This is a genomic window from Bradyrhizobium uaiense (assembly GCF_010811875.1).
GTDB lineage: Bacteria > Pseudomonadota > Alphaproteobacteria > Rhizobiales > Xanthobacteraceae > Bradyrhizobium > Bradyrhizobium uaiense.
The window spans coordinates 39,623-58,992 of the sequence record NZ_VKHP01000020.1; the positions used below are offsets into that span (position 1 = coordinate 39,623).

General features: G+C 57.9%; 15 protein-coding genes. 11 read left to right on the forward strand and 4 right to left on the reverse strand.

The window, feature by feature from the left end; all coding sequences use genetic code 11:
* Positions 1-420: 420 nt before the first annotated feature.
* The 8 genes from FNJ47_RS07905 to FNJ47_RS07940 all read left to right on the forward strand — a co-directional run bounded on the left by FNJ47_RS07905 (position 421) and on the right by FNJ47_RS07940 (position 8,373).
* Entirely contained in the window at positions 421-2,226 is a 1,806-nt protein-coding gene (locus tag FNJ47_RS07905; protein ID WP_165445590.1) for an HrpF/NolX family T3SS translocon protein, read from the forward strand.
* Between the two features lie 849 nt (positions 2,227-3,075).
* Positions 3,076-3,372, forward strand: a complete 297-nt coding sequence (locus tag FNJ47_RS07910) for a hypothetical protein (RefSeq protein WP_163152309.1) — start codon at positions 3,076-3,078, stop codon at positions 3,370-3,372.
* A gap of 73 nt (positions 3,373-3,445) precedes the next feature.
* Positions 3,446-3,652, forward strand: a complete 207-nt coding sequence (locus tag FNJ47_RS07915) for a nodulation protein NopA (RefSeq protein WP_163152311.1) — start codon at positions 3,446-3,448, stop codon at positions 3,650-3,652.
* Between the two features lie 115 nt (positions 3,653-3,767).
* Complete coding sequence (locus FNJ47_RS07920; RefSeq protein ID WP_163152314.1) at positions 3,768-4,658, forward strand: SctD/MshK family protein; 891 nt, start codon at positions 3,768-3,770, stop codon at positions 4,656-4,658.
* 219 nt (positions 4,659-4,877) lie between these two features.
* Complete coding sequence (gene sctX, locus FNJ47_RS07925; RefSeq protein WP_235999642.1) at positions 4,878-5,231, forward strand: type III secretion apparatus assembly protein SctX; 354 nt, start codon at positions 4,878-4,880, stop codon at positions 5,229-5,231.
* A gap of 2 nt (positions 5,232-5,233) precedes the next feature.
* Complete coding sequence (gene sctY, locus FNJ47_RS07930; RefSeq protein WP_163152318.1) at positions 5,234-5,662, forward strand: type III secretion apparatus assembly chaperone SctY; 429 nt, start codon at positions 5,234-5,236, stop codon at positions 5,660-5,662.
* 8 nt (positions 5,663-5,670) lie between these two features.
* Complete coding sequence (sctV, locus tag FNJ47_RS07935) at positions 5,671-7,782, forward strand: type III secretion system export apparatus subunit SctV (RefSeq protein WP_163152320.1); 2,112 nt, start codon at positions 5,671-5,673, stop codon at positions 7,780-7,782.
* 105 nt (positions 7,783-7,887) lie between these two features.
* Positions 7,888-8,373: a tetratricopeptide repeat protein gene (locus FNJ47_RS07940; protein ID WP_235999650.1), complete on the forward strand. Its 486-nt coding sequence runs from the start codon at positions 7,888-7,890 to the stop codon at positions 8,371-8,373.
* Between the two features lie 369 nt (positions 8,374-8,742).
* Here the strand turns inward: FNJ47_RS07940 and FNJ47_RS51100 are convergent, their stop codons facing one another.
* Complete coding sequence (locus FNJ47_RS51100) at positions 8,743-8,928, reverse strand: hypothetical protein (RefSeq protein ID WP_163152323.1); 186 nt, start codon at positions 8,926-8,928, stop codon at positions 8,743-8,745.
* A gap of 788 nt (positions 8,929-9,716) precedes the next feature.
* Between FNJ47_RS51100 and FNJ47_RS07950 the strand changes: the two genes are divergently transcribed.
* The 3 genes from FNJ47_RS07950 to FNJ47_RS07960 all read left to right on the forward strand — a co-directional run bounded on the left by FNJ47_RS07950 (position 9,717) and on the right by FNJ47_RS07960 (position 12,846).
* Positions 9,717-10,427: a hypothetical protein gene (locus FNJ47_RS07950; RefSeq protein WP_235999651.1), complete on the forward strand. Its 711-nt coding sequence runs from the start codon at positions 9,717-9,719 to the stop codon at positions 10,425-10,427.
* Positions 10,428-11,316: 889 nt separating this feature from the next.
* The gene (locus FNJ47_RS07955; RefSeq protein WP_163152346.1) at positions 11,317-12,066 is read left to right on the forward strand and encodes a P-loop NTPase family protein; all 750 of its coding nucleotides are present in this window, start codon (positions 11,317-11,319) and stop codon (positions 12,064-12,066) included.
* A 60-nt stretch (positions 12,067-12,126) separates the two neighbouring features.
* Complete coding sequence (locus tag FNJ47_RS07960; RefSeq protein WP_163152325.1) at positions 12,127-12,846, forward strand: hypothetical protein; 720 nt, start codon at positions 12,127-12,129, stop codon at positions 12,844-12,846.
* A 226-nt stretch (positions 12,847-13,072) separates the two neighbouring features.
* Here the strand turns inward: FNJ47_RS07960 and FNJ47_RS07965 are convergent, their stop codons facing one another.
* From FNJ47_RS07965 to FNJ47_RS07975, 3 genes are all read right to left on the reverse strand, one after another.
* Positions 13,073-14,893 carry an NEL-type E3 ubiquitin ligase domain-containing protein gene (locus FNJ47_RS07965; protein WP_163152327.1) on the reverse strand — a complete coding sequence of 607 codons (1,821 nt, stop codon included), beginning with the start codon at positions 14,891-14,893 and terminating at the stop codon, positions 13,073-13,075.
* A 663-nt stretch (positions 14,894-15,556) separates the two neighbouring features.
* Positions 15,557-15,802 (reverse strand): hypothetical protein, encoded by a 246-nt coding sequence (locus FNJ47_RS07970; RefSeq protein WP_244485016.1) that lies wholly within the window; start codon positions 15,800-15,802, stop codon positions 15,557-15,559.
* A 185-nt stretch (positions 15,803-15,987) separates the two neighbouring features.
* Positions 15,988-17,583, reverse strand: coding sequence for a hypothetical protein (locus FNJ47_RS07975; RefSeq protein WP_163152329.1), 1,596 nt, complete (start codon positions 17,581-17,583; stop codon positions 15,988-15,990).
* Between the last annotated feature and the right edge of the window lie 1,787 nt (positions 17,584-19,370).

The window sequence follows — 19,370 nt, forward strand, 5'->3', positions numbered from 1 at the left end:
GCCGAAAGATGCTGCGGAACCGGCGATGTGTTGCATGAATCAGCGCACGCGAACCCTGCGAAAGGCGGCAGACTCGTTGACCTGGTTGTCGCGGAGGCGAGCGATCGAGCACCCAAGCAAGCCGACGCCGAGTTGAGACCCGTCGCCGCCTTGAGCGACGTCATTTCTCAACTCATTGTGAAATCCTCTGAGCGCCGTCAGCTTCTCGAAAGCTGATCGCTCTTACCATACGGCGTGAATATCTAGACGGCGATATGCCTATAGATTGTAGCCAAACCGAGCGCTGGGGGCGCTGTGCAATCGGAAGCAAGCGATAGGAGCCATTGAATCCTATCGACATTTCTTGCTCGTTGTTCGCCGCGATCTCAGGCTGCGCCACATAGCCAGCTTGTGGTGCGATCTCAAATCAGAGGACGTATGATGTCAGTCAACAATCTGCCGCTAACCACCAGCTCGAATTTGGCTTTGTCGGGGCTAGCTTCCGGGCCCTCGCCGGCGCGTGACTTTTCAAGCTTCGAGGCGGTGCTGGTCAGTTTGTCGTTGAAGGGCACGACTGACGAGCATTCCCCACCGCAAGGTCCGGCGACCGAGGACTCGGCCAAGCAACTGACGGAGGAACTCACGCAAGAGGTGCGGAACATCATCCCGCCGGAGATTAAGGCCGCACTGGACGCATGTCAGGAGACCCCCGAGCCGTCCTCTGAGGAAGCCTCCTCCGCTGCGAACGCCCCAAAGATCGCAGAAGCTCCCGTACAAAGCTCCAGAATCACGTGGAACAGCGGCACCCCGACTGAGGCCGAGCTGCAGATTGTGTCGGTGCTGATCCGACACAAGGACAAATGCCCGCTGGATTGGAAATCTCTGGGGGATTTGGCCAACGATCCCTCCACACCGCCGGATCTAAAGGCGGCGATCGAGGCACTGCAGCGAGACCCCGAGCTCTTCTACGCGATAGGCTCGCAAGGCGACGGCCGCTGCGGCGGTAAGATCAAAGCGGGTGATCTCTCCGGCTTCTCCGATCACCACCCGCAAGTTGCTGAGTTCCAGGAGCAGCGGGCAAAGAACTATACGCAAAACTACATCCCCTCCGACGGCAGCGGCAATGGCGAGCCATCGGTTATGATGCTGACCGATGCATTGCGCGAGCTCTATCGCTATTCCGACAACCTGCCCAAGAACCTAAGCATTTCGGATTTCAAGCAGATCGTCGACGGCGAAGCCAAGACGGGCAAATGCCCGCCGCAGGTTCTCGCGGCCGCTCAATACTTCCTCGACCATCCGAATGAATGGAAGCAGTTGTATGGCGGCTCGATAGACAAGGTCCACAAAGAGGACTTCCTGCAGGTTGCTTCATCATCGGTGAATCTCACAAAAGCCGAGCTCGATACGCTCGACACGATCAGCAAGAACCAAAGCGCCTTTTTCGGGAAGGGCGACCTGACGCGGGAAAAGCTGGCGAGCATGGCCGACGACAAGAGCCTCCCGCCCGAGGTGCGAAAGGCGGCATCCCAGCTGCTGTCCGACCCTGTGCTGTTCGGGTTGATGAACAACGCGATTACGGGCTACAAAACCCACCACAAGTTCTTCGACTTCGGCGGCGGCCATACGGTCGATTCCGGTAATATCAGCAAGAGCGACTTCAACCAGTTCTTCAGCAACATGTCCGGTGCGAACCGCACCGTTCAACATGTGAAGACGCATGCCGCCCGAACGGCCGCCGATAAGGACGCGGTCGCCGACATGACGATGGGCGTGGCAGACCAACCCGACGTCAAGTCTCCCAAAAAGAACGGTGGCGCTTTCATGCACGCAATCAATGACGTGCTCAAGGTTGGCTCCAAGGTACTCGACTGGGCTGCGACAGCAGTCGGTGTACTTAGCTTCATTCCAGGCTTGGGCGAATTGGCCGATCTGGCGTCAATGGTGCTCGAAGCCGAAGCGCAAGCTGCAAATGTTCTTCACACGGCGATCAGCGGTGGCAACATAAAGCAAGCGCTCGAAGAAGCCGGCCTGAGCCTTGCGGCACAGGCGGTAGGCTGCATCGGCGGCCCTGAGGTCAAATTGGCAATGCGAGAAGGCTTGGTGAAGCAGGCAATTCAAGAAGCGGCCACGGCGGGGGTCAACCTCCCGGTTTCGGTAGCCCAGTCCTACGCGGAGGACTACCTGAACAACTTGAAGGCTCGCATCGAGTCCGACCGCATGCAAGCTGCAGGCGCTAACGCCTAGTCGGATCACACTATCTGTCAAGATAAGGCTGAAAACGCCGGTCGAGCTTGTGCGGCTTACGCGCGGTCGGGTCTCCCTGCCGAGCAGTCGGTCGCGCAAGCTCTACCATCCTCGATACCGTCCGCCGGATCCGAGGAACTTGTCTCGCTCTTCACTGCGCACAATCTATGTGGGGCGCGCCCGATCGCGCGAGGGCCGACCTCAAATCCAGTCTGCCGCTGCGAAGGTCAATCGGCTGCATACGCAGCCCGGCAAGAAGGTCGATGCATTAAAACCGCGCGACAGAACCGGTCAGAGGTGCGGAGCCTGCCGGCTTGCGCAAGGATCAGGAGCATGCTGATCGCAGAGGACCGCTTCTCGAGCGGCAGGCTGCTGTTCGCTCTCGTGAAGGCGGACCCCGATGGACGGATCCTTCATGAGCCCTCCAGGACCGAGGGATCATCCTTTACCGCTGAATCGCCGTCAATCTCGCTTTCCGCCCCGCTCCAAACCAGGTCAAGCTCCGTCCCGCTGCGCCCGGCCGCAAGAAAATTGTCAAAAGACCCCGCGGGCATCGAAAGTGACGTCAGACCGGGACTGCAGCGCGTCGACTTCAAACGCGATCTATTAATAGTCGCGTTAACATCCGCCTGCTCAAGCTTTCGACTTGATGAGCAGCGATCCGACCCGAACAAGCTCCACAAACGAACGTTTGTCCTGGTACATACCATCTGATCTGCAGCTTTCGCAGATCCAGCATCGGCCCATTGCATTTTGTAGAACTCGTCAGCTTCTCGAAAGCTAACGTTTGCACATTGGTGGGCGGAGACTGCCTCCATTGGCACGATCGAATTGACATAGGAGAACCCGATGCGCGTTACAAGCTCCAGCGCCACTGGGCACGTTGATGCCGACCTCCATGCGGCTGGCGGCAAAAGCAGCGGCAAAAAAGGATCTCATAAACCTGACGAGCGCGATGATCATGGCCGATCGCCAGATGCGAACATTCCCGTAAACGGCGGCGCGTCCACTCCAGGCGGAACCTCGCGAGAAGCCGCTATGCAGCAAGCATTCAACGTCGCTCTCGGAGCCGCTGCTCTACAGCTTGCAAATAGTGCAATGAGTCATTTCGACGACGTCATGGCCGAAACAGAAGAGGATTCCTGACGTCGCATGTTGCGGCGTCAGGAAAATAGGAGCCGCACGTTGCGGCGAAATTCAAGCAAACAGGAGAACTAATATGCCTAAAGGTGTTGGTGCAGCTGGCACCGCTGCTGCTGCAACCGCTTCCACCGCCGCTGAAGTTGCTGGAGAGGCGGCATTCCAACGGCAAATCGCCGCTCTGACTCTCACCAGCACCAAGGCTGCTGAGCGGGATGTGGAACTTCGCGTCGTCTCGACCGAGCTCTCGACCGTCAAGAAAGCAGCCGATGAGCGGGTGCAGTAAAAGATGAGGCGGGGCGACGTACGTCGCCCACTTTCCCGGGCTGCTTAGTCCGTGAAGCCGCAACGGGCCGTACGGTTTTGCCGTACGGTTCCGTTCGCAGTTCAGGAGAGCGACCGTGAATGAACCACATTGCCCGCGTTTCGAAGTGCTGCTGGGATGTTATTCCGGGTTGACGGGCAAAGTAGGGGTCGGATCGTGTCTGGTCGGCAGCAGCCTCGATGCTGATTTGATCTTTGTCGAACAGGGCCTCGAACCGCACCATCTTCGTGTCACCCCGCATTCCAACTCGATCGAGATCGAGGCACTGGCGAGCGACGTTCGTGTCGAGGGGCATGAGACTGTTTTGCCAAACACGCCCATCGTTGTCCCTCTTCCTGCCGTCCTTCATGCCGGCGAAATGTCGATCCGGTGGTCTATCGAGGGTCTCGAAAAACCTGGCTCTATTGATCGCCGGCGTGTATCGCTCGCCAGACTCGCCATGGTCGTGATCAGCCTTGCCGCGGTTGGCACAGTCTCGACCAGTTTTGTCCAGACCGACACGGCTACAGTGCCGAGTTCGTTGCCTCCTGCCGCCGACGTTGCACCCAAGCTGGCGCTCAGCGCTCCTGATGCTCTGGCCACCGATGCAGCTGCGGGTCTGCTGCAAGAGGAAGTTCACAGAGCGGGCCTTGTCGGCATCAAAATCGGTTCTGGAGCCGGCGTTGTCACGGCCGACGGCAGCATTACGCCCGCTGCACTCGCCACTTGGCAAGACATCCAGCAACGGTTTGATCGCGATAGCAACGGCGCTTCTACGCTCGTCAATGCAGTCGTCGTCAGAGATGAAAAGACACCCTCCGCAGTTGGGATCCAGGCTGTGTGGCGGGGCAGTGACCCCTATATCGTCATTGCCGGTCAAAAATATTTTGTTGGCGCGCTCTTGAGCAATGGATGGACCGTCAACGGGATTGAGGAAGGGCGTGTTCTGCTGAGCCGGAATGGCCGGCTTGCCGCTCTGTCCTACTAGCCTTTCAGGCCGCAGGTAAGGAAGCAAAGTGCCATGACTAGGCTGCCCCCGAATTCCGTCGAGCCTGGCCCATCTTTTCAGGGACCAAGCGTTGATCATCATGCATCTGCCATCACGCCGGTCAATTCTCGAGCCAGGTCCATCGGGATTGACCGGACGCGTGGCAATGACGAGAAGAGCCACAGCGCGTTTTCCCGACATAGTGACGCACCGGATCGCTTGGTTGAAGCCACGATCGACAGCGCGCTTGAGCTCGGTTCGATCAATGCGATTTCGCGCGTCAATCTCGACGAGGCTCGCGCCCAGCCAGGTCAGATTGAGCCAGGCTCGGAACTCGCTTGGCTTAACGGGCCTAATCTCGCGCATAGCCTGCTCTCGTTCGTGACGCCGCGCCTACGTCATTCGCACGTTCTGCGTCCCGAGCAACACGGCCCTCTTTTGGAGCGTTTAGCCAATACGCTATCTGCCGCCCCGGAGGACTTGGTGGCACGTGAAGGAGCCGCCCTTCTGCAGCTGGAGCTGCAGCGGTTAATCTTGCTCCGGCAGAGCCACAACGGCTTGATCAAAGGCTAGCAATGGCCGATCCAGACAAATTGCAACACGTCACATCTACACAGCCGCCAAACGTTTCCGAAGCCGATGCTCTCGAGCTGGTCACTGGGCCGGAGCGAGATTTGCTCTGCGTGCTTTCTTATATCTATCTTTCGTGCGGGCAAAGCGCAAAGAGCCTGGCTCTATTGCGGCTGGTTGCTCACGAACAGTCTCGAGACATCGGCCTGCTGCGGATCCTGGCCTATGCTCTCATCTCGGAGCGTCGCGGTGACGAAGCGCTGTCGGTATTGGATCGGCTTGACAAACTAGATGACGAACCGTCTTCGTCTCTGCCCTTGATGCTGATGCGCAGCCACGCCCTGCGTCACGCCGGCCGCATGACCGAAGCGCAGGCTGTCTTCAAACGCTATGTTTCATTGCGCGGCACCACAGCTCCAGCCAAGCAACAATAAGGCTTCTCATGGCCAACGTTCTACGAAATCTCATCACGCGCGCCCCCGCCCACCCGGATTTGATGGTCGCGCTGATGCTTCTTCTGGCGATCGGAATGATGATCATGCCGATCCCGATCGTCGTAATCGATATGCTGATCGGCTTCAATCTGGGCTTTGCCATATTGCTGCTGATGGTCGCCCTGTATCTCAACACGCCACTCGACTTTTCATCCCTGCCGGGCGTGATCCTGATCTCCACTGTTTTTCGTCTCGCTCTTACCGTTGCAACGACGCGGCTGATCCTGTCTGAGGGTGACGCCGGCAGCATCATCCATACGTTCGGCGATTTCGTCATATCCGGCAACATCGCCGTCGGCATTGTCATATTTCTGATCGTAACCATGGTGCAATTCATGGTTCTGGCCAAGGGCGCCGAACGAGTGGCAGAGGTGTCGGCGCGCTTCACGCTCGATGCGTTGCCGGGCAAGCAGATGGCGATCGACGCAGAGCTGCGCAACGGCCATATCGACCAGTACGAAGCCCGCAGCCGGCGCGGCGTGCTGGAGCGGGAAAGCCAGCTTCACGGCGCGATGGACGGCGCCATGAAATTCGTGAAGGGCGATGCCATCGCCGGACTCATAGTCATCTGTATCAATATGCTAGGTGGCATCACGATCGGCTCGCTCTCCAGGGGCATGTCCCTTGAGGAGGCGATGCATCAATACACTATCCTGACAATCGGTGATGCGCTCATTTCGCAGATCCCAGCGCTGCTGCTGTCAATAACAGCCGCAACCATTGTCACTCGTGTCAACGGTCCTTCCAGACTCAATCTCGGCGCCGATATCGTCAACCAGCTTACGGCCAGCACACAAGCGCTCCGGCTGGCCGCCTGCGTCCTGCTTGTGATGGGACTCGTTCCTGGCTTCCCTTTGCCCCCCTTTGTCATACTGGCCGCGCTCTTTTCCGCCGCCAGCTTTGTCAAGGTTGGCGTGCCAGAGAGCAAGACCGCTCCCAAGGCCGGCGTCAGTCCCACCGGTTCGACTCCCGCGGCCACGCCGAGTCAGAAGCAAACCGTGCCGGCCGAAGCACTTCCGATTACCCTGTTGCTGGCGCCGAACCTGATGAAGGCAATGGACGTGAGGGAACTCGAGCAATGCGTCGCACGGGTTTCAGCACTGGTCTCAGCTGATCTGGGTATCACAATTCCACGTATTCCCGCCCAAAGCGCCAACCACTTGGCCCGATCGCAATTCAGTGTGGCCGTCGAGGGCGTGCCCGTAGAAGAGGGCGCTATTGATCCGACAAAGCTCTTGCTTGATGACGACGTAGCGAACATCGAATTGAGCGGCATCCCGTTCTGGCAGGATCCAGACACGAATCGGATCTGGATCGAACAGGGCCATGCGGCTGCTCTCAAAGCGGCCGGCATAGGGCATCACGGACCGAGCGAAATCATCGCCTTGCGCGTCCGGTCCACGTTGACGCGCTATGCACAGCGCTTGGTTGGCATTCAGGAAACGCGCGAGTTGCTTGGCCGGATGGAGCAGGAATATGCCGATCTGGTGAAGGAGGTGCTGCGCACGACCCCGATCCCTCGGATCGCGGATGTCCTTCGTCGTCTGCTGGACGAGGGCATCCCGATCCGGAACACCCGCTTGGTTCTGGAGGCGCTTGCGGAATGGAGCGAACGGGAGCAAAACGCTGTACTGCTCACCGAATATGTGCGCTCTGTTCTGAAGCGGCAGATCTGTCACCGCTATGCTAACGCACATCGCGTTGTGGCTGCCTTTATCGTCGAGCGCGAGACTGAGGATATCGTGCGGGGTGCCGTGCGCGAGACCGCCGTCGGCCCGTACCTCGTTTTGGAGGACCGGCAAAGCGAAATGCTGCTCTCCCAATTTCGCCAGATCCATTCAAGCATCGCGCGCAGCCAGAACCAGCCAGTTATTCTAGGTTCGATGGATATCCGGCGTTTCGTTCGCGGCTTTCTCACCCGTAACGGAATCGACCTACCTGTCCTTTCTTATCAGGATCTCGCCGCAGATTTCACGGTCCAGCCGATCGGATCCGTGAAGCTGGCAGCTGCCAAGGACAAGAGCCCTTCCCCGGGCAGTCTCCTGAGCGCTGCGAGTTGACACGGCACAGCAGATCATCGTGAGCAGGCTATGAATTCAAATGGAACCAGACGTCGGCGGCGCTTGTGCTTCGTTAGTCCAGGCCCATGGTCGACTCTGCCTGCGATGCTCACTATTGTGATGCTCACCGGTTGCGCGAGCCCGTCCGATCTTTCACGCCAGCAGTGGTCCACGTCAGACTTGGCAGGCGGCAAAGAGTTTGATCCCGCCATGCACGAGCGCATCTCGCGCGCTCTCGTTCATGCCGATGAGCAGAGTCTGCGCGCGACCTTGGACCAACAACCGGACAACGTCAGTGCGGCAATTTCGCTTGCACGGGCCTTGTTGGCGCGCAACTCCTCAGATGAGGCACTTCAGGTACTCAATGAGGTACTGTTGGCAGCCCCCGGCGACCTGCGCGCATTGAATGCAAAGGGCGTCGTGCTCGATCAACAGGGGCGCCACGAGGAGGCGCAAGTGCTATACCGTCAAGGCCTCGCGATCGAGCCCACAAATTCGATGTTGCGCAACAATCTCGAGTTGTCGGCCGCACTTGAAGGTAAGACGGACATACGAAACTTCAATCAGGAGTTACAACCTGGCGACGAGTAAGCATTAGCCGGATCGAGATCTCACAGCCGACAACGGTAAATCGCGGATACCTATCCACGTCAGTCGGCTGGCCGACAGACAACTAGATAATGATCACGTGCAGAGGTTACAGGCGCATTTGCTTTCGAACGATATTTGTCGCGAGGAGCGCAACTTTATCGTGTACATCGGGAGAGCCGAGCGCCATCTCTTGGCTGGATGGCGTGAGCCCGACACGCCCTCGCTTCGATGGAGCAGGCCTTTACCCTCAATTAGAAGCCAGTACGTCACCGATCTTTCACACGAATTCGTAACTAGGTCACCTGGCCAACATTCTGTATCTGAGTTTACCAATTCTTGGGTAGCGGATCTTTGGATCGCCCGGTCACTTCAATGAACACGTGCAGGCGAACAGTTAAAATATCTCTCAAGCTCCGTAACCGCGCGCTCCTCCCACTCTATAGCTTGCGCCAGCAATGAGCCGCCTTGTATTGGCCGAAATGCGGCAGCCTGCCGGCACAGAGACGCTATCGCGCGATAGCGGCGCACGTTTTCCATAACGGCCAGTCCGGTCATTTGCGGATATTTCCCCTGCTGTCCCAGGCGAGAACTTGCTGCATAACAGTTTTCGATCCGTTAGCGGCAAGGGCGAAAGGCGAGATTGGTTGGCAGATTCTTGCCGGCCTGACGGCCGATGAACCTTACCCAGGAGGGGATCCTCCATCAAACGCGCCTCGGCGCTGCCGGGCCAAGGGCGCCGCTGCTCCGCATTTTCTCGGCATACGGTTTCAGCCAGGCAAGAGTATAGATGAAGAACAGGAGCGAGGGCACGTCTCGGCTTGCACGTCAATCAAGCGACCTGTGATACTGGTTGGCTTCCAATGTGAGAAGCGGAGGCCAACGCTTTGCCAACCCCCGCGACGAGACCAAGGTTTGGGATCGACTCCGGCGCAGATTGACGTCCATTGGTGTCAGTCCGAACCTCGGTCCCATACCACACGACAGGGCTAATTCTGCGCGGTCCAGACCGACCGATCCGTAGCCCGAACCAGCGGCGTCGCTGGATCTGGAGACACTAACAGTACCTGTCAGTGTCACAGCCCTGCCGAGGCAGCACTCTCAGCGTCAGGCGCATCATCTTCCGCCTCAGATTGAGAGTCGGGCTTTCGATTTGCTGCCCTTGGCCCCAAGCACTTGCCGCCCCCTTCCGGGTGACGCTTGGGCCAAGGCGGACGTCTCCGACCTAGACTCAACTCGCCAAAACAGATGGGTGACGGCACGTGTTGTTTGCAACAGACTGCTTAACCAGCGCTCGGTTAACAATGGCACGCTTGAGCGCTCGCACCGCGATTAAGGGCACTCAGATGATCACGCCGGTTCGACGGAACTGGAGTCCAAAAGAACTATTCAATTCTCTTACACCAGCGATGTTCAACGCTGAGCCGTCGGCTATACGTGCGCGTTGGAATAAATTGTGGCCTGACCTGTACACGGAATATGACGCCCGTCACTTGAAACAAGAGCTAGCCGACCGAAACCTCATCGTTAGCGATGAAGCTGCGGCATTCTTCAGCGCGTGGGCGATCGACGAGGAGCGCCACACCGATGGCTTCATCCGCATCATTGAACTCGTCGCTAATGGATCCGAAAAGGATCTTCGGGAGAGATTGGCCGCTCGGCCTCACGATTTTGGTCCAATCGTTGAACACCTGAAGGACGAGTTCTCCCTGATGGTTATGATTGCATTTGATGAGATGTGCACTTGCCGTGCCTATGCAGCAGAGAAGCCCTTCTACGACTCCCTTGGTAACAACACGCTTCATCACTGGTTGAGGGAGGTGATTGCGGACGAGGCGGTTCACTCGATGAACGCTGTAAACGTTATCCGTGCACGCTATCGCGACCGCATTGGCCAAGTGCACTCAATTCTCGACAATCTAATCCGCGCGACTGAAAGTCTACGCTATTCCGGCGCCTTCGTCCTCGACTACTTCGGCGCGGTGTACTCTACGGAGCTGCTCGCCGACTCTCGCCTCATGACTATGAGAAATATTGCCAGGCCATTCACGGTGTAGAGCAGAATGTTGACCGCGAGCCTGTCGAAACTTCAGTCGGCGCCACATCGCCGCCCTTCCCGTAAATATCCATCGTGCCAGTTGGCTCCAGCTTTTCGTTTGCGTTCGAGCGTTCCGAATTTCTACAACCGCGTCGGGAAGCCGCAATTCGACGCCCGCTCTTCTGCAAGTCCGCCTCAGCTAGATGCGGTTATCGTCGCGCGCGATGTTGTCGGACACGCCGCCGGACCGGCCGCTCCGGCTTCCTGCCGTCCTCGTCCGCGACAAGATAATTCTGCTTCGACACGGATGCAGGATTGCGATTTGCGTCCTCGCGGATTTAAGCACTCGCACATCCCGATACCCTCCCAGGAGGGCGAGAGAGAGCTCGTTTCAATCCATTTTTAGAACTGATGAGCCACATTCTAGCGAAAACGTCATCATGCGTCTGGAGACACTAGATCGGGCCAACCCATGTCGAACGAGCTAGATTCGCGACTTTCCTCCCGGCCAGTGTAGCACCACCTCGATCTGTCTACATCGAAGCTACAAGCTGACGCAGCGTAAGATTCACCTCATTTCCACACCGATCCAACGATCGCTAGATAGAACGCTATCGTTATCGCAACGACCACCAGCCTCACGGTTGATCCTTTGGTGGCTGACCTTTCGGCTACTCACAAACCTCACGTAGATCACGAGCAGGAGCGATTACTTGCTGGTCGCGACGTGCGTCGGCGTCTCAATCACACGACGCAACTCGCCCGATGTTGAAAACGTTCGTCAACCTGAGGAGCTCTCTCATCGAAAATTCAATTACCCTTCTTTCTGCCATGTTCTCACCCAAAGCAGAGATGCGCCGATTGCGCACTTCGCGCGCGGCAAGAGCGAGTGTCTCAGGAGAATTTTTATGGTGAAGCCAGTTGTGATTGTGGTGGGCGCAGACAAGGGAGGAGTCGGCAAGACGACCGTATCACGAACGCTGCTGGACTACTTCAGCGTCAACAACGTGCAAACACGCGCCTTCGATACGGAGTCTCCGCGGGGAACGTTGAAGCGCTTTTATCCCGCGATCACCGAGATCGTCGACATGACAACGACCGCGGACCAGATGAAGATTTTCGATACCCTGAACTCCGGGCTATCCGTCACCGTCATCGACGCTCGCGCCGGATTGCTGTCCACAGCACTGGCCTCCCTGCGCGACATCGGATTTCTGGATTCAGCGCGGTCCGGCCAGATTACCTTTGCCGTGTTCCACATCCTAGGATCGTCTATCGCTTCGCTCGACGAAATCGCGGAGACCGCTACCTTCATGAGCGGCGCAAAGTACTATCTGGTCAAGAATTTCATCAATGACACTCAGTTCTTCCAGTGGGACCAGTCGACCTATAATTCCTATTTTCACCGCATCAAACAGGCGACCGAGTTGACCATCCCGAAACTTAACGAGATGGCCTATGAGCAGGTCGAAGTCGCATCCGTCCCGTTCGTAGATTTCGTGGCAAACAAGGGCCGCAACGATGAGCCCGCGAACAACTCCTTCGTGCTACGCGGTTATGTCCGGCACTGGCTGGCAAATGTCTGGAGCGAATTTGATCGCATCAACTTGACGGAATTGGCCGGCGCCAAGTCCGCTACGCGGAGTGGCGAGAAGTAGTCGCATATTCTTGCGGGCCAAGAGCAGGCCCATATACGAAACGAGATTGATCTGCTGGCTATGTTAGCGACCCCTATCTACATCATCTGCTCTCCTAGCCCGCAGGTCGGAAAGACGCTCATCGCTCGCGTCCTGAGCGAGTTCTTGCTGCTGAAAGACGGCACTGCCCTGTCGTTTGATGTCAATCTAAAAGAGCCATCACTGCTCGATTACTTGCCGAAGATCACCGAGACCGCGGATGTGACGGACACTTACGGCAAGATGCAGTTGATGGACCCGCTTATCGTCCATGACCGGGTACCCAAGGTGATCGATCTCGGCTTCCATGCCTTCGACGAATTCTTCAAGATGTGCGCGGAGATCGGCTTCATGAAGGAGACGGCGCGCCGCTGTGTCGCTCCTATCATTCTCTTCATCGCCGGCGCTGACCGCATTTCCTTTCGCGGTTATGACACACTGCGGCGGCAGATTCCGTCAGCATCGCTGGTTACCGTCCACAATGAATTTGTGCTGCGCGGCGGACTACCTGAAGTCATGGATGGCGAGCGGGTGCTCCAGATTTCGGCGCTGCCGCTGTTTCTCAAGAGATATATAGACCGACTTGGCTTTTCTTTCACCGGATATCTGCGGGACGAAAAGGACTGGTCCACGGAGTTGCATCAGTGGATACGACGGAACTACACGATGTTCCGCGATCTAGAATCGAGTTTGATGCTGCGAAGATCCTATCGATCCCGGGGGACGAACATCGAGAGCCTGCGTTGCACAAAGGCAACTTGAGGCCGGGACTACTCGCCATCCATTTGTCCAGCTTATGAGCAGTCGTTAGACCGACCGTCCAAGGGCTTTGGCGATATGAAACGCACTGTGCGAATTCCCGCCTGGATTGGGTGCAAATCGGCGTACTTTTCCTTGAGCTCATCCGCACCCAATCGCGCGACCGGCAACTACCCCTTGGGCTTTGCGGGCGGCCGAGAGGCATGGATGACCTTTCCAGCGGAGGAGCTCATAGCTCGAAGCCGAGCTTCCCGAGCACCCGGTCCATGACCGCGCCTTTGATCTCGCGCGCGATCTCGTTGCGTATCTGGGCACCGAACACCCGCTCGGCATCGGCGTCTCCTGTCAGACCATCCTCCGCCAGCCGCCGATCCAGGCGGGCTTGAAACGGCTCGCCCATCGCGTCGACGATCCGTTCCTGCATCTCAGCATAGTCTTCGGGCGCGATGCGCCTTAGCACACTTTCCCATGGCCGCCATCGGGTCGCCAGGAACTGCGGAAATTCCGTCGCTTCCTGGTTCCGCACTGCCGTCTCGGCCCTGGCGACATCGTCCCCGGTAACGTGAGAGACGCTCATGAAGCGCATATCGGGAGCGATGTGCCGCAGCTCCAGCGCATCACGCAGTTGGGTTTGGTAGGCAAGGTAGACCTCGATCTCATCGACGTCCGTGTCCGGATCGGTTCGACGAAGCGAGTTGACGGTCTCGCGCGCGATTCGGTCCAGGGCCTCCATGCGAAACATGACGCGGCCGTGCTGGAGCAGTTCGCCAAGGCGTCCGTCATAGGCGCCGTCCTCGACATCCGCGTTCAGGCGTGTGCTCTGCATGCCGTTCCAGGTCAAAGTGATGCGATCTTCGCAGCTCGCACTCGCTCCGGAGGCCAGCTCGAAATACTGCTCGCGCAGATTCGGCCTGATGGCTGCCTGCCGCAGATCTTCGGCGACCGCGCGCCGGAACGCGTCGCTACCATAGTTCACGGTGCCGCGGAGCCTGTCGAGAAAGCGTGCATAATCTAGGGCACCCGGCTCTTCGGCGAAGGCCTGCCAAGCGGTTATTGCTGCCGACTCGCCCTCGAGCCAGTGCGCGACAACCTCCTGCAACGACCGCGGCTCAACTTGCACCGCGCCTGCGGTGGTCGGGAAGAAAACCTGCGGGCCAGCATAGTCTCCGGCATGCATGGCGGTCGCCAGGCCGGCTTGCACCGCGTCGGACAGGGGATTGTTCTCCAGATCAACACTCGCGTCCCGGCTGAGCTGTGTCAGCACAGTCGCGGGCACGTTGGTTAGCTGGTTGTTGCTGGCGGCAAGCCATAGCAGCCCGGCCGGAAACGTCTCGGGCAGACTGGTCAGCCGATTATGGCCGGCACTAAGCCATTCAAGCCCGGCCGGAAGAGGCTCGGGCAGATCGGTCAGCTGGTTATAGTCGACATTCAGGCGCTCGAGCCCGGCTGGAAGCTCGGGCAGACGAGTCAGCCGATTGCCCGCGACGTCCAACTCCTGAAGCGTCGGTGGAAGGCGATCGGGCAGGCTGGATAACTGATTGTTGTCGACATTCAGGCGCCGCAATCCAGCCGGCAGCTCTGCGGGCAGGCTGGACAGCCCGTTGCTAATGGCATAGAGCCGCCGCAGACTAGGCGGAAGCGCGGGCAGGCCGGTCAGCCGATTATTGTTCGCGTGGAGCCGCTGCAGACTGGCCGGGAGAGCTTCGGGAAGGCTGTTCAGCTCATTGTTGTCGACATTCAGGCGGCGCAAGCCGGCCGGGATCAGAACCGCCAAGGTGGTCAGGGACAGGGACGACAGATCCAGTGGCTCATTGAGAACGCCCGTGTCCCTCCAGGCCCTCATTCGACTTACCGCCAGCTGCCGATCCTCATGCTGCCCCTGCCCGTCTTCGGCAGCCCAATCCGTCAAGACCTGATCCGGCAAGTCCGCAGACGCCTGCGTATCCGTCAATGCTTCGTCCCATTGCGATGAGACCGGAGACCCTGGTTCGGAGCTTTCCCAATCGGAAGCTTCGGAAGGAGTCCCAGCGCCAAGCTGTTCTGCATTCATAAATGTCGTCTCTTCGGTAGCTAAAGGAAGCGAATACACCGGGAGCGGCGTATCATGAAGCCGGTAGAGCCCCGCTATGGATGCGCTGCATCGGCTGACGAGAGCACATCACGAAGCGGTCGCCACGCAGGGCTTGGTGTGATTACTCTGCGCCCGATGGCGACCGAGGACCAATCTCAACGGGCCTCGCTCACGGATCGGGGCTGATACCGGAATCCATCTCCCTCTCCTGCGATGCCTGAGCACATCGAGCCGGCCTTGCCAGCGATTAGGGACATTCAGCCTACGAGATATAGCTGTCGACAAGCTGACGAGCGGCGGCACGCCGGCAGCGTGATGCTGACAGGACAGCGACGTTGCTGCTTCTGTGCCGCCGAGGTCGGCTAACCCTTCCTGGGAGACGCTGTGTTGATCGACGAGCCGAACGCTAGCAGATTTTTGCGCGTAACGCGCCTCCTCGCCGAGGGCCGATGCGTTTAATCAATCAGCAAAGTCGACCTAAATGATAAGCATCCAGCTATCAGTGACCGAGGTCATGATCCTCAAGCTCAACTGGCGCTTTCGCGGATTGCGGCAGGCAAGAGCTAATTTCGCTCGCGGATCCCTCCCAAGTCCGACAGACACCGCACATCACTGTCGGGACAGAATTTCCTTACGTTGCGCTCAGTGTAGCCAACCCTCGCCGCGACCAACGAACTCAAGCACCGACTGCGCCTGGTTGATCTCGCGCGACACGCGCTTCAATATCCGTATTGCGACCTCTTCCGTCGCGATCAACCCCGCTCTTTCGCAGGCCAGCCCGAAATGATACATCACCTGTTCGTCGGATGGCGCGATACGATTCTGAAACAAGCTGATCGTCAATGATGAGAGCATATGCTCGACGACGTCGTTTTCAGCCTGACTCACGAATCTACGTCCTTCTGATTAGTCGCTCAATATTGTGCAGTATGGGCGTCGCCGATAGAGCTATGACACCTCTCATTGTTTCGGGTTGTCGTGTCATGACGTCGCCCCATGAGTATCGAACACCACTAGCTGGCTTTCTTTCCTCGATCACCTCATCTGCTAACATCGCGTCTCCTCTCACGGGCCTACGCGGTCTCAGACGCGAGTTGCAGCTCCCTGACGATCTCGGTCACCCTCCCTTGCCCGGCGGCGTGGTGCGGCCACTTGCTAAAGCCACACAGCAAATTCTCCGCTTCCAGCTTGGTAAAATTAAAGAGCCTGATACCGCGACCAAGGACCTCATTGACGATCGTGATCGTGGCTTGGCGAACGGCACTTTCTTGTGGCGATCTGTTGAAGCCGATCAGCAGGCCCCTGAGATCCTGGGTAGTGAAATCCGAGAGCGCCATCCTCCGATCGGCGCGGCGAAGGACCTCGCCTGCGAGCACGACGGTCACTTGACCGCACGGCAGCTCGTCCGGCCAGTTACCGAAGCCGCTGACTAGGTTCGCAAGTCCCTGCTGTGAGAACTCGCAGAGCTGAGCGGCGCGGCGCAGGACCTCGCGAGCGAGTGCGACCGCGGCTCGGCGAGACGCGGCCTCTTCGGGCCACTTACTAAAACCGTTCACCAGGTTTGACAGCCCCTGCTGAGTCAGATCGGGGAGCTGGGCAGCACGGCAAAATACTTCACCCGCGATCGCGACCGCGGCCATACGGCAAGTCGCATCTTCAGGCCATTTGCAGAACCCGTTCACCAGGTTCGCCAATCCTTGCTGGGTATAATGCGGAAGCTGGACGGCACGGCGCAGGAGCTCACTTGCGATCGCGACTGTTGCCTGACGAGATGCAGTCTCCTCCGGCCATTTGCTGAAGCCGTTCACCAAATTCGCCAGATCCTGCTCGCTAAACTCGTGGAACCGCGTCGCACGTCCAAGCACTTCGGTTGCAACCGCGATGGTGACTTGACCACAGGGCAACTCCTCAGGCCACTTGCTAAAACCGTTTACAAGGATGGCCAACCCCTGCTGAGGGAAATCGGCGAGCCGGCGGGGGCGCCGCAAGATTTCCAGTGCAAGCGTGGCCGCGGCTTGGCGCGAGGCCGCCTCTTCTGGCCATTTGCTAAATCCGTTTACCAGGCTCACCAACCCTTGCTGTCTAAATTCAGAGAGCTGATGGTGGCGGCTTGCTCGGCGGATGACCTCGCCCGCGATTGCAACCGCGGCCTGTCGAAAGTCACTCCCTTCCGGCCACTTGCTGAAGCCGTTTATCAGCCCTGCCAGGCTGAGATTGTTCAATTCTTGAAGCGATCTGCTTTCCTCGCGACAAAATTTGGCTATTCGGACCGCCCCATGGCGACATTCCGCTCTCCTGGCGTGCCTGCCGAATGATGCCGCAAATATGGAAAGCGCCCTGATACCGATCTTTCTCATCAGAGCATGGTCCAGCTGCGACACGCGAGAAGCTATTCTCTCGCAAGTATCCCGACCCGCCTGACCTCCAGCCCTTCGGCTCACCGCATTGCATGTCGTCGCATAGCCCCACGATTTCTCTGCACGGATGCTTTCCTCGAAACTCGGTAGAAATCTGGATTGAAACTCAACGGCTGCTTGTTGCAGAAACACCGGCAGGTCCGCCTTGCACAGTTGCTTGTCGCGCCTGACGACTGCAGTCGAGAATTCAACAATGCCGACAGCGCGATCGATTTCGCTTAACGCCGTCGTGAGACTAGTTTGAACGGACATAAGACCTTCCGAGCTTTCATCGAAGCACCCTGCGGCTATATGCAAGCAGTCATCGCCTCTGGCTGGATATTAATCGTCCACGCTCTTTGGAGCATCTGCCTGCGAGCGCCGGGCTGTTCACTCTGCGCACTTGCCCTGCGCGACTAAAAACGTGATTGCAGTTGTGGCCAACCACATTTTGCTGCCCGTTTCATTTCATCGTTCCAGCCATATGGCGACACCATTTGCCAGCCCTTGACAATGGCTGGCCCAGCGTTCCCGTGGCGATGGTGCAACTGCTCTTCCTGGCCATCGCCCGAACAAGATTGGCAATCAGCAAGCCATTCCCACCTCATCTCGATTTGCCAATGAGCCGTCGACGCGCGCCCCATCCTGAGCTTTGTGTTGATGCATCGGCAATTCTACAACCTGTCGCAGCGTGAGATTCAAGCTGTAAATCGACCTCCTGAGGCGCAGGCCGATTGTATAAGGCGGATATCGATTGCAATGATTTCCGGTGGAGTGGTTATTCAGTTCGACAACGCGTCCAGCTACATTTGCCGTCGATAGCTGAGATTCCACCCTTGGCTCATGCGCTTTGTTTGATCGGTTCGCGAGCGCCGTCAGTCGCGGTCAGGCGCGCCCCACCCTTCCCCATAGGGAGAACATCTCCGCCATGCCATTTCCCATGCTGTGGATGAGGGCCCTCAGGTCGCGCCCAGCCTGGACAATCAACAAAGCCGGACGCTTGTAGGTTTTGGTGCCATAAAGACCTTCGCGACCATGCTTTACCAGCTCATGCTAAAGCCACCTAATGCCGGACGTGACTTAGCATCTCACCATCCTTGGTATCTGATACGCACAAATAAATTGTAGAGCGCAGGAATTGTGCAAGATACGCCATTACGGCGCAGTGAAAACCCGTGGAACTGCCACGATTTTTCGTCAGACGCGGGCCGCAAGGTGATATCGATTAACAGGAGCCTTGTACCAATCGAACTGCTCGCCACATCTGCGCAGAAACGGGTGGGAAGTCGCAAGTCCTCAGACGGAATTATTCGACATGAATGCGGCGGCACCGGTACTCATGACGATCCGCGTGCGTAATGCTCCGAATGGCAAAGTGAACTACATCTGCAATGACTTCGATCGACGATAGATTAAGTGAGATCAGGTGGCTGCGGAACGAGATCTGGCGCTGCCGTCGGTTGCTTAAAACGGACCTATCTGGCGCAGAGCGCAAGGGCATTGAGAAGCGCCTGCTCGAACAGCTGTCTGCCTTTGAGCGGCTCTTGTCGACGACGTTTCCTTTGGCCTTGAACCCTAAAGTGAATTCGACCAAGAGCACCACGCCCCCGCCAAGCGGCTCTTCTGAAGCGCCCATCGAAAACGCCGCAATGGCATCAAGCAGTTCCTTCTCGAATTCGATTGGGAGCTAACCTCAGCAGTTTCTCGGCTCGATTCACACTCTCCGGCCCAACCTAATCCAAAGGCGACAATATCTGGAAGAGCGCGATCGAATGTGCCCAACGCGAGCATTCCGGCGATCTTTTGCCAAGCATAGTCGATCTAGTCACCTGCTGGAAATGCTAGGCCGCCGACCGCCGTAGTAGCACATCGAACCTCAGAGCGCACCATGACTGCGCGGCGGCGATCAGGGTGAGACTCCAGCGACAATCAGGGGTTCTTCCGCATATTTGGTGCAGCTTGATCGACCGGGGTTGGACAGGTTGCTCGGTCGTTCTCAGGCAGCCAGGAGGACGCGTCGACGCAATAGCGGGTAGCTTGCCCGGCCATACATTTGTCGT

Coding starts and splice junctions, on each gene's coding strand:
- FNJ47_RS07905 (WP_165445590.1), top strand. CDS start 421: ATGTCAGTCAACAATCTGCCGCTAACCACCAGCTCGAATTTGGCTTTG.
- FNJ47_RS07910 (WP_163152309.1), top strand. CDS start 3,076: ATGCGCGTTACAAGCTCCAGCGCCACTGGGCACGTTGATGCCGACCTC.
- FNJ47_RS07915 (WP_163152311.1), top strand. CDS start 3,446: ATGCCTAAAGGTGTTGGTGCAGCTGGCACCGCTGCTGCTGCAACCGCT.
- sctY (WP_163152318.1), top strand. CDS start 5,234: ATGGCCGATCCAGACAAATTGCAACACGTCACATCTACACAGCCGCCA.
- sctV (WP_163152320.1), top strand. CDS start 5,671: ATGGCCAACGTTCTACGAAATCTCATCACGCGCGCCCCCGCCCACCCG.
- FNJ47_RS07940 (WP_235999650.1), top strand. CDS start 7,888: ATGCTCACTATTGTGATGCTCACCGGTTGCGCGAGCCCGTCCGATCTT.
- FNJ47_RS51100 (WP_163152323.1), bottom strand. CDS start 8,928: ATGACCGGACTGGCCGTTATGGAAAACGTGCGCCGCTATCGCGCGATA.
- FNJ47_RS07950 (WP_235999651.1), top strand. CDS start 9,717: ATGATCACGCCGGTTCGACGGAACTGGAGTCCAAAAGAACTATTCAAT.
- FNJ47_RS07955 (WP_163152346.1), top strand. CDS start 11,317: ATGGTGAAGCCAGTTGTGATTGTGGTGGGCGCAGACAAGGGAGGAGTC.
- FNJ47_RS07960 (WP_163152325.1), top strand. CDS start 12,127: ATGTTAGCGACCCCTATCTACATCATCTGCTCTCCTAGCCCGCAGGTC.
- FNJ47_RS07965 (WP_163152327.1), bottom strand. CDS start 14,893: ATGAATGCAGAACAGCTTGGCGCTGGGACTCCTTCCGAAGCTTCCGAT.
- FNJ47_RS07975 (WP_163152329.1), bottom strand. CDS start 17,583: ATGTCCGTTCAAACTAGTCTCACGACGGCGTTAAGCGAAATCGATCGC.